At 46.7% G+C, this 10315-nt stretch carries 8 protein-coding genes; 2 read left to right on the top strand and 6 right to left on the bottom strand.

Annotated features, from left to right (window positions below):
• Together L4D74_RS17435 and L4D74_RS17430 are read right to left on the bottom strand one after the other, a co-directional pair.
• On the bottom strand, positions 1 to 178 hold a 178-nt coding region (locus tag L4D74_RS17435), incomplete at its 3' end, for a helix-turn-helix domain-containing protein (RefSeq protein WP_428753602.1).
• A 207-nt stretch (positions 179 to 385) separates the two neighbouring features.
• On the bottom strand, positions 386 to 2008 hold the full coding sequence (locus L4D74_RS17430) for a diaminopimelate decarboxylase family protein (protein WP_428753585.1): 1623 nt from the start codon (positions 2006 to 2008) through the stop codon (positions 386 to 388).
• Between the two features lie 585 nt (positions 2009 to 2593).
• Here L4D74_RS17430 and L4D74_RS17425 point away from each other — a divergent pair.
• Together L4D74_RS17425 and L4D74_RS17420 are read left to right on the top strand one after the other, a co-directional pair.
• A complete protein-coding gene (locus tag L4D74_RS17425; RefSeq protein WP_428753584.1) occupies positions 2594 to 3970 on the top strand; it encodes an aldehyde dehydrogenase in 1377 nt (458 codons plus the stop codon).
• A gap of 187 nt (positions 3971 to 4157) precedes the next feature.
• Positions 4158 to 5168 (top strand): hypothetical protein, encoded by a 1011-nt coding sequence (locus L4D74_RS17420; RefSeq protein WP_428753583.1) that lies wholly within the window; start codon positions 4158 to 4160, stop codon positions 5166 to 5168.
• Between the two features lie 224 nt (positions 5169 to 5392).
• Here the strand turns inward: L4D74_RS17420 and L4D74_RS17415 are convergent, their stop codons facing one another.
• The 4 genes from L4D74_RS17415 to L4D74_RS17400 form a co-directional block, all read right to left on the bottom strand.
• Positions 5393 to 6436: an ABC transporter permease gene (locus L4D74_RS17415; protein WP_428753581.1), complete on the bottom strand. Its 1044-nt coding sequence runs from the start codon at positions 6434 to 6436 to the stop codon at positions 5393 to 5395.
• Between the two features lie 14 nt (positions 6437 to 6450).
• On the bottom strand, positions 6451 to 7476 hold the full coding sequence (locus L4D74_RS17410; protein ID WP_428753580.1) for an ABC transporter permease: 1026 nt from the start codon (positions 7474 to 7476) through the stop codon (positions 6451 to 6453).
• The gene (locus tag L4D74_RS17405; protein ID WP_428753579.1) at positions 7476 to 8984 is read right to left on the bottom strand and encodes a sugar ABC transporter ATP-binding protein; all 1509 of its coding nucleotides are present in this window, start codon (positions 8982 to 8984) and stop codon (positions 7476 to 7478) included. The genes L4D74_RS17410 and L4D74_RS17405 overlap by 1 nt, the downstream gene beginning before the upstream one ends.
• A gap of 146 nt (positions 8985 to 9130) precedes the next feature.
• A complete protein-coding gene (locus L4D74_RS17400) occupies positions 9131 to 10156 on the bottom strand; it encodes a sugar ABC transporter substrate-binding protein (protein ID WP_428753578.1) in 1026 nt (341 codons plus the stop codon).
• Positions 10157 to 10315 lie beyond the last annotated feature (159 nt).

Genomic DNA, 10315 nt, shown 5'->3' with positions numbered 1-10315 from the left:
AAGGCTGTAATTTGGTTGGTCGAGATTGCCGCTCGGGATACACAGACTCTTTACTTCTGTCTCGAAGATAAGTGCGAACGGTATTCCTTGAGATACCTAAATCTCTCGCGATGCGGCGGATGCTTTGCCCTTGCTGATGTAAAACGTGTATTTCCACTAGTTGCTCCTGATTGATCATAATCCGCCGCTTTGTCCATTTACGAACGGATAGTTTGCCTCAGGTGGGTCAATTTTAAATCGGCGTTAGTGGGTCATTTTTACATCGGCGCTGACATTAGCGTGAAGTTAACTCGCAGTAGTACTAATCACTAAACGCAAAAAGCGCCCAATGGGCGCTTTTTATCATAAGCTCAGTACGTCGTGATAATACTGCTCGCTAAGTGGCTTACTTAGCAGACTTTGCCGATTTAGCTTTCGTAGACTTTGCCGCTTTTGCATAGCTAGGCGTTTTTGCTACTTTGCGCTTAGATGGCGCTTTTTTCGCTGCTGGCTTAGCCATTTTCTTTTCAATCTCAGCTTTTGCTTTTACAAAACGCTCTGGAAGGATTTGCGTGGCAAATACGTCTTCTACTGTTTCTGCGCGCTTGATTAGCTCAGCTTCGCCGTCTTTAACCAGTACCGTTGCAGGGCGTGGTAGTGAGTTGAACTGGCTTGCTTGAGACTCTGCGTAATGACCCACATCCATGATAGCAAGTACGTCATTTGGTACCAGCTTAGGCATGCGTGCGCCGCTTTCCCAGATTGATGGGATGCAGATAGGGCCCGCGATTTCAGTCGTTCTATCAACAAGTGGTTGTGTCATCTTGTTAGCAGGAAGTACTGGGTTCTTAGACTCTTGAGACTCCACTAGCGTTGCTAGGTAAGTAGACGCGTCCACCATGGTGTACGTGTAGTCCATCTCTTGGTCGTCTTTAACCACGTATACTGACGTTAGCAGTGTACCGATGTTACCAGCGATGTAACGGCCAGGTTCTAGCCACAGTTGTGGCACTTCAAAGCCTTCTTTGTTGAACTCTTCAAGCATACCGGCACAAACGATTTTCGCGTAGTCTTCGATAGTGTTTGAGTTCATCATGTGCTCTTTGCTACGACACTCTGGCTCACGCTCACGTGGCCAACCGCCGCCTAGGTCACATTGGAAAGGTTGCACGCCACACTCGCGAGAGATCTCAATGATGTTACGCGCGTATTCACGGTAAAGCGCATCCCAACCTTCAGGTTGCTTAGAGAAGCGACCTAGGTGAGTGTGGAAACCGTAGAATTCGAAAACGTCGATTTCTTTCACGCGGTTAACAATTTTCTTTGCTTCTTCTTTAAGAAGACCGAATTTGATCCACTTCATCGCGCCGATGAAGTTAGGGAACGGGTATGCGTCTGGTTCGAAGTCGTTGAAGAAATCTTCTGGGATAACTTTTAGACGAACGGCGATGCGAACTTTTTCAGTTGGCTTCACTTCGCGAGCGATACGCTCAACGATTTCGATCTCTTCATAAGAGTCTAGGTGAACCGCGTAGCCGTATTCAATCGCTTTACGGATAGCAAGCTCAGGCTTAACTGTACCGTTAAGTGCGATAGTTTTTGGATCGGCACCTGCGTAGTGAGTTGCTTCCACTTCACCAGGACCGAAACAGTCACCGCCTACGCCTTCTTCGTTACAAATAGCACGAACCGCGAAGTTAGTGTTTGATTTGATAGCAAACATAACGTTTACCGGCTTTGGCCAGTAGTTACCGAAAGCGTTCTTAACACGACGTAGGTTGTTACGCAGTGTGTCTTCGCTTAGTACGAATAGCGGGCTACCGTATTGCTCGATAAGATCAGAGGCTTTGCAACCGCCGATGTATAAGTCGTCGCCTTGAGTGCTTAGCTCGTCAGTAGGAGTAAGAATATTTTCGAGGCGTTCAGCATAGTTTTGGTTCGCTTTATGCTCGTCCAACAGTTGTTGCTGAGTCTCTAAAATAGTGCTCAGTTGCTTTACAGATTCTTCTAAAAGCGCATGATTTTTCATATTCGTTCCTCACGAGATCGTTTCAGTTTGTGGCATGCTTTTGGTTAGCATTGCTCGATGAATACTAGTCTATCTGGCGGCTAAAAATTCAACATGTCACTCAGGGTCAATTAATCTTACGCTTAATGTTAACGTTATGAATTGTCTGGTCTTTATTTATGAGAGGTGATGAGAAGATATTTTTTGTGACGATGAGCAAGTCCTGCGTATGGGGGTTATTTACGTAACTTTCATTGCGTTAAAAATAGCCGTTCATAGGGGGGAGGGAAGGTAACTTGCTGATCTTTAGTCCAATCATGAATCGGGTGAGGAGTCGTCAAGTAACATGCTCGAGAAAATTAAGGTGCTTGGTCAATTAATCTGACGCCCAGTGACGGTGCTGAGCGGCAAACTTAGGTTAGATTGTAGTCAATTTAAGGCGGGTCTCTGAGTCTTATCACTTTCGAGTCATAGCACTTTTTGAGTTTTAGTACTTTTTGAGAATTAGAACTTTTGAGTCTTAGTACATAGAGTGTCGCCAAATAACTCGAAGAGAGAAGACGATGTCTGGCTCTTCACAGTACCCAATTTTACGAGGTAATTATCATGTCTTTTGATATCAACAACGCTAAAGGTGTATTCGCGACAGTGGACGCTGCGATTGAAGCAACTCATAAAGCGCAACAAGAGTTTTATGTGAACGCCACTAAAGAAGATCGCGAAGCCATCATTGCTGCTATCCGTGGAGCAGTATTAGCGCGTGCAGAAGACTTCGCTAAAATGGTTCGTGAAGAGACAAAGCTAGGCCGTGTTGAAGATAAAATTGCCAAGCACCAACTAACAGCAGCTAAGACGCCAGGTACTGAAATTCTAGATACAGAAGTATGGTCGGGCGATAACGGCATCTCTTTGGGTGAGCGCGCACCATACGGTGTGATTGGCGCAGTAACGCCAGTGACCAACCCAACAGAAACCATTGTTAACAATGCAATCTCTATGCTTGCGGGTGGCAACGCGGTGACGTTTAACGTTCACCCTTCTTCTAAAGTCGTGTCTGCTGTCATGATTGATATGCTAAACACTAGCATTGTTGAAGCGGGCGGCCCAGAAAACCTTATCACTATGGTGAAAGAGCCAACGCTAGAAACACTGAACGAAATCGCGAAATCACCGCTTATTAACATGCTTGTTGGTACGGGTGGTCCAGGTCTTGTTAAGGCGATTCTACAGTCTGGTAAGAAAGGTATTGGCGCTGGCGCAGGTAACCCACCTGTCATCGTCGACGCTTCTGCTAACCTCGACCTTGCTGCTGCTGGCGTATACGGCGGCGCATCTTTCGATAACAACTTGCTTTGTATCGGTGAGAAAGAAGTCTTTGTTGAAGAAGCGGTAGCCGATGCGTTCCTAGACAAGCTAGAAGAAGTCGGCGCTTACGTTCTATCAGCAGAAGAAGCAGAGAAGCTAACCGAGCAAATCCTAACGCTTGATGAATTTGAAGGCGCTAAGCCTTGTACTGCGCATGAAATCGCACGCGTGTGGCACCCGGTGAAGCAGCATGTTGGTCAAGACGCTGGCGACATCCTGAAGTCTATTGGTGTTGAATCTGATACTCGTCTTGCGGTTATGCTTGTTGAAAATGATCACCCACTTGTGCACGTTGAACAAATGATGCCAGTACTGCCAGTGGTTATCTGTAAAGATATCGATGAAGCGGTTGAGCGCGCTGTTGCAGCAGAGCGTGGTAACAAACACTCTTCTTGCATTTACTCAGGTAACATTGACAACGTGACTAAGTTTGGTCGCGCGGTTAACACCACTATCTTTGCTCACAATGGCCCAACGCTTTCAGGTGTTGGCTACAACGCAGAAGGCACGTCAACGTTCACGATTGCAGGCCCTACGGGTGAAGGCATTACTAATGCGCTGTCTTACACACGTGCACGCCGATTCGCTATCGCTCAAGGCGGTCTGCGCATCGTTTAATCGACGTAGTTACTTTGTTAGAAAAGACGCCTTAGGGCGTCTTTTTTTGTACCTGAAATAACGCTTAACAGTAATCATCGTATCGATATCTTTTAGCGCTAATATCGCTTGTCACGTCAGAGTCTGATTACTCATGATGCCAATACAATGACATGCTGGCTTAAGACATCAATGTGAGGTGAATGTGATGCAAAACAAGCTTAAAAAAACAACGCAGACTGACATTTGGGTTGGATCAGAATGGGGTGTGCTTAAAGAAGTGCTCATTGGTCGAGTAGACCAACTTGCATATCCGACAATCAGTAAAGCGTTGGCTGCTCGTATGGGGATTTTCAATAAGCCAGATCGCGATAAGATTCTGGCTAACGCAGGAAAGCCGTACGCTGAAGCCGATCCCGTGCGTTTTAAGAAAATTCGAAAAGAAGTCGAAGACTGGGTTAATCTGCTTGAAGGTCGTGGTATTAAGGTGCATCGACCAAGGCTACTAACAGCAGAAGAATTACAATATAAAGAGCCCGGTGTTGGGTCGCTGTTTGTCAAAGATCCTCTCTCTGTTGTCGGCAAGATGGTGATAGAAGGGGCTAATCGTTTTCCTATGCGCCATAAAGATGTGTTTACTTATCGTCATATTCTTAACGAGCGTATTAGCGGCACTGACGCCAAATGGGTAACCATACCAACCCCTCAAACGGACACCCATTGTGTAGAAGGTGGCAAAGGGCCATTTTTGACAGGTGGCGATGTGTTTGTCATGGGGAACAACAACGTGTTGCTTGGTTATAATGGTGTCGACTCGAATATGCTAGGGCTGCAATGGGCGGCCGATCTATTGAGTTCAGAAGGTTGGACGGTACATTTTGTTGAATACAGCCCGGAAGTGATGCACTTAGATTGCTGTCTCTCTTTACCTAGAGAAGGGTTAGCGTTGGTGTGTCGTGATGCTTTTCCAAATGGTCTACCTGCGCTCATTGAAGGCTGGGATATTGTGAACTGCACGTTAGAAGAAGCACGCATAGATGCCTGTAATGGCCTACCACTTGGCGAAGGTGTTTACGCGATGTCACCAGAGTTTGCGCATATTGGTAAGCAGTTAGAAGCCAAAGGTATTGAAGTGCTTTACTCTAATATGACAGAAACCAACCACGCGACTGGTGGTGGAATGCGTTGTAGCCACGCTGCGCTGGTGAGAGAAGACTAACCACAGTCGGCCACTGCTAGCGGTAATGGGTGATGGCGCATAGCTATATAGATTTAGACGGGATAACGAAAAAGGTTAGCTTATTAGTAGGCTAACCTTTGTGTTTTTCGTATGTTCATTCATTCGAAATGATGAGTGCTTCCATGACAATTACTGAAACCTATTCAGTGGGAAGCTCGTTACTCTGGCGACGTATTATCAGTGAATCAATAATACGTGTTTATTTAGGCGGATTTTGTTTCATTTCGCTTCCGGCTCACCAAGTGGTTAGAAGCCGCTGCAGCAAGTAAAGCGCCACCAATAACCAAAGTTTGGTAGTAGGCGGGAACCAGCGTTAGCATGCCTACTGTCAGTGTCATGATGATCAAGGCGCCGACAAACGAGCGCAAAACCTTACCTTCACCGCCGCTAAATGCGGTGCCGCCAATTAACACCACCAAAATAGCCGTCAGTTCCATGCCATCACCAGACAGTGGGTCGCCTAATGACATGAAACTAGAGCGCGCGATCCCAGCAAGCGCGGCAGTCGCACCCACAATGGCGTATAAGCTGAATACCACGAGCCCGGTTTTGATACCAGAAAGTTTGGCTGCGGTTGGGTTGCCGCCTGTCGCCGCCGCGTATTTGCCAAGTAATGAACGGTTTTGCAAGATGATCAAGAGCGCGGTGACGCCCACCGCGACCCAAAAGGCCATTGGCAGGCCGAGTAGCACACCATCGCGACCATAGTCGTTGAACCATGCTGGCATTTTTAAGTCGCCCATGGATTTGATCGCCGACACGCCGTCTTGTACCAACAGTAACGCAATGCCTTTGTACAGACTAAGCGTAATGAGCGTGGCAATCACTGGGGTGATATTAAACTTCACCACCAATAAGCCATTAAATGCCCCCAATAACACGCCGCAAAAGACGGTAATGGAAAATGCCGCCCAGAAGGGGACGCCATTAATGGCAAGTAGCGCGTAGATGACTGCGGTCAGCCCCATGGTACTGCCCACCGATAAATCGATGTAACCCGAAACCATGAGTAATGTGAACGCGCCAGCCAAGACTAAAATTGGCGCCGACACACGCAAAATATTGATGACATTTTTCTTATAAAGAAAGTTGCCTCGTTCAAACAGCGCATATTGCTCAAGGTTGATGCTACTTAAGAAAATAACGATCGCCGCCAGTACAAAATAGATGTAGTAATTGGCAATAAACTTTGTAATTTGTCCACCAAACGTGGGTGCCATGCTAAGTGATTTGGTTGAATCAGACATAACCCTCACCTTCCTTATTTATTTCTGAGGGACAGTGCCCACGTTTGCGCGGTGATCGCTAGAAATACCGCGACCGCTTTAAGAATGAATTGCCAATCGGGCGATAGGGTAAGTCCGGTCGCGGCCGAGGTCACGACGGCTAAAATAATGGCGCCGAAGAACATGCCAATCACCGAGCCAAATCCGCCAGCAATCGCAATACCGCCAAGCAGCGCGATAACCAATGCATCGAATTCCATTAAAAGGCCACGATTAGAAAAGCCAGATTTGAACTCTGAAGACAGCAGGACCCCAACAATACCGGCAACTAACGCACTAAACAGATACAAGTAAGTGATGTGCTTAGCGTTATCGATACCCGACAGCTTGGCGGCTTCTGGGTTGGCGCCAATCCAGTAGGTGATGCGCCCAAAGACGGTCTTACGTTCAATAAAGATCGCGACAAAGAACAGTATCAACATGAATAACACCGGGAATTGCATAGAGGTGTCGAAGACTTTTAGATTGCCTAGTACGCCAAATTCTTCAGGCAGGTTGGTATTGCGTTGCGAGCCTTGGGTAATGACCTGAGCGATCCCCCGCGCGACCATCATTGTCCCTAAGGTCACAATAATCGATGGAATACGAAATTTGACCACAAACAGCGCATTGAGTCCGCCGATTGCAAGCGCCCCCATTAAAGCACCGACAACTGCCAGCCAATAGGGTAATCCAAGCCCTGTTGAAAGCGCGGAACCGCCACCAATGGCTTGGGCGAACCACACCGATAGTACCCCTGAAAGCGCAACAATACCGCCGACAGAAAGATCGAAATTGCCAGATACAAGAAGAAAAGAAACCCCAATACCGAGTGATATGACGGCCCAGTTGTTGGTGATTAAGTTCAACATGTTTTGAACTTGAAAAAAGTTAGGAACGAAAGCGGACGCCACTAAAAAGAGGCCAATGGCAACAAATGCAACCAGTAAGGTAATGTACATTTGGTCGCTTATCCGTCGATACTCGACGGGAGAGTGATTAGGCTTTACCGACGTGTTCATTATACTGCCTCCTCAAGGCCACCCGTGGCGGCATTCAAAATATAGTTAGTGTCGACATTGGGTCCGTTTTGAATCTCTGAAACCAGTGAGCCATCGTAGAGCAAGAAAATCCGGTCACACACGCCAAGGATCTCCTCAAGTTCAGTAGAGAAGACGGCGACGGAATTTCCTTCGTTCGCTAAGCTTTTCACTAAGTCATAAATTTCTTTTTTTGCGCCTACGTCCACGCCACGAGTGGGTTCGTCAAGCAGCAGCAGCTTTGCTTGGGAAAAAAGACATTTGGCAATGACCACTTTTTGTTGGTTACCGCCGGACAGCTTTTCGGTGTGCTTTTCGATTGAGCTGGTGGCGATGGACAGTTTGTCGACATAATCCATGGCAGCGTTGAGCTCGTCATTTTCTCGAAATACGCCAAAATCCGACATTCGCGGTAGGTTCATTACTGGAATGTTTTCGCGAATGGTTAAATTGGTGAATAGACCTTGCGTGCGACGTTCTTCAGGGACTAAGGCAATACCGGCGGCGATGGCCTCTTTCGGTGAGTTGCCGACGTCTTTCCCGTTTAGGCGAATAGTGCCAGAGACTTTATCGGCACCAAAAATTGCGCGGGCGATTTCGGTTTTACCGGCACCCACTAGCCCATAAAAACCAACGATTTCGCCTTTTTTAATATCAAATGAGACATTTTTAAGTCGGTGATTGTTGAGACGTTGCGCGGCTAAAAAGACTTCATCGGTGATGGCGTCACGGGGGGAGTAATCGTGCATGATGCTGCGACCAATCATCATATCAATCAACTCTGCTCGTCCGTTAACTTCTGACATCGGTTTTGTGGCAATGTGCTTACCATCACGCATGATGGTGACTCGATCACCCAAAGCGAGAATTTCATCTAGCTTGTGCGAGATATAAATCACCGTTACGCTTTGTTCTTGTAGCCTTCGAATGACGGTAAACAGTCTTTCAACTTCTCGCTCAGACAGTGCAGCGGTCGGCTCGTCCATAATAATGACGTTGGCACCTGAAGAGGCGGCGCGTGCTATTTCTATGATCTGTTTTTGTGCAACCCCTAAGGTTGATACACGCGCGTATGGGTCAATTGACGGCTCGATAGTGGCAAGCGTGTCTATGACTCGGTGCTCAAGATCGGATTTGATGAGAAAGCCAAATCGGCTTTGCTCCATACCTAATGTGAGGTTTTCAAGTACCGTCAGTTCGTCAACAACATGCAGTTCTTGAAATAGGGTAGCAATGCCAGATTCTCGTGCCGATTGAGTACCAGTGGGTTGGTAATCATGGCCATTAACTTTCATCACACCTTGGGTGGGCTGTATTGCCCCCGTAATCATTTTTACTAACGTTGATTTACCGGCTCCGTTTTCGCCAATTAAACAATGAACGGTACTTCGCTCAATTGAAAAGCTAACATCATTCACCGCCCTCACACCGGGGTAGTCTTTAATAAGCCCTTCGATTGACAGAGCGGGTGTTGAATTGTGACTATTCAAGATGATCTCTCCTTCAGTTGCTTCCCGTTCGCACTGCGTTGCTATGAAAAGCAATACAGTTGAAGTCGGTCTTTCCTTAACACTGAGATTTTGAATATATTAAGAGAATCAAGGTCAGCCGAGTTGTGGCCGACCTTGAGCGAGGGTTAGTTGCTAAATTGTGCGTCTAGCCATTGTTCAGCATCTGGCTTTGGCATTGACCAATATGAGATGGTATAAGCTTTATAGAAGAACTCTTCTGCTTCATCTTTGGTTGGTTCAACTTTCTTATTGATCACATCCATCACTAAATCGATACGACCGCGAGCAGTTTCAATTGGTGGTAGGCCCATAGAGACTTTTAAGCTTGACTCTGGATCGTAGATTTGACCAAATTCAACCGAATCAAAATCCACACTCGCCACAATCTCAGTAACCGGCTTACCATCTTTGAACTTACCGCGACCGAGTTGCGACAGGCCAGCCATTGTGCCTACCGTTAAGTTAGACGCTTCGGAGTAAATGAGGTTAACTTCTGGTTGTTGAGTAAGAAGGTCAACAACGATTTGTTTGGCCGCTTCTTGACCGCCACTGGCATCAAGAGCTCCTAAGTTTTTCGCGGTAGGGTCCACCGATAACACGCCCTTAGCAAACGGGTTAGTTCGACCAGAGCTGACCTCGGTGTGGTTTGGCCAACCTAGTTGCACCATGACAATTGGCTTGTCTGGGTTGGCTTGCTTCCACGCTTTTGCCATTTGCGCACCCATATCAAACGACACCGTTGCTTCATCACTACGTGCCGTAGGAATACCGGTGGCGGTAATAGGGCTAAAGAAAGAGGTCATGGCAATATTTTCTTCTAATGCTTCTTCAACACCAGGTGTTGCCGCTTCACCATCCCAAATATGTAAAGAAGCGCCATCAAACGCACCCGCCGCAACTTGGTCGACGTTTTGTGTCATGACGGCAGAGTCTGCTTTACCATCGAAGATCACCACTTCTGCGCCGTATTTCTCTTTTGCATAGCGCTTTGCTTCAGTTGCTTGAGATTGATGAAAAACATTCGACAAGTCGGAAACGAAAAACGCGATTCGTTCATTTGCTTGTGTTGTGGCAGCTAGGCTTGAAGCGACAATAATACTCGTAGTAATAAGTCCCTTAGTAAATATCTTTTTCAAAGTCACTGACTTCATAATTTTCTCCATTTTTTATTGGGTATTCACTCGTCGTCTTAGGAGCAACTGCTGCTTTGCTTTAGAAAAACACCTTTGTCTTTAGCAAGCTATGTTTTGTCTTTTATCAGCAGTAAGCAGCACAACACGTTGTTCTTGATGATGTGAATTATCTTTCAG

Origin of the sequence: Vibrio cionasavignyae, from assembly GCF_050337155.1 — a bacterium.
GTDB lineage: Bacteria > Pseudomonadota > Gammaproteobacteria > Enterobacterales > Vibrionaceae > Vibrio > Vibrio nomapromontoriensis.
Note: the sequence above shows the minus strand (reverse complement) of the source record. Positions and strands in the feature narration are given on the sequence as shown.

Excerpts from the sequence above, each read along its gene's own strand:
- L4D74_RS17430 (WP_428753585.1), bottom strand. The coding sequence starts at position 2,008 with ATGAAAAATCATGCGCTTTTAGAAGAATCTGTAAAGCAACTGAGCACT.
- L4D74_RS17425 (WP_428753584.1), top strand. The coding sequence starts at position 2,594 with ATGTCTTTTGATATCAACAACGCTAAAGGTGTATTCGCGACAGTGGAC.
- L4D74_RS17420 (WP_428753583.1), top strand. The coding sequence starts at position 4,158 with ATGCAAAACAAGCTTAAAAAAACAACGCAGACTGACATTTGGGTTGGA.
- L4D74_RS17415 (WP_428753581.1), bottom strand. The coding sequence starts at position 6,436 with ATGTCTGATTCAACCAAATCACTTAGCATGGCACCCACGTTTGGTGGA.
- L4D74_RS17410 (WP_428753580.1), bottom strand. The coding sequence starts at position 7,476 with ATGAACACGTCGGTAAAGCCTAATCACTCTCCCGTCGAGTATCGACGG.
- L4D74_RS17400 (WP_428753578.1), bottom strand. The coding sequence starts at position 10,156 with ATGAAGTCAGTGACTTTGAAAAAGATATTTACTAAGGGACTTATTACT.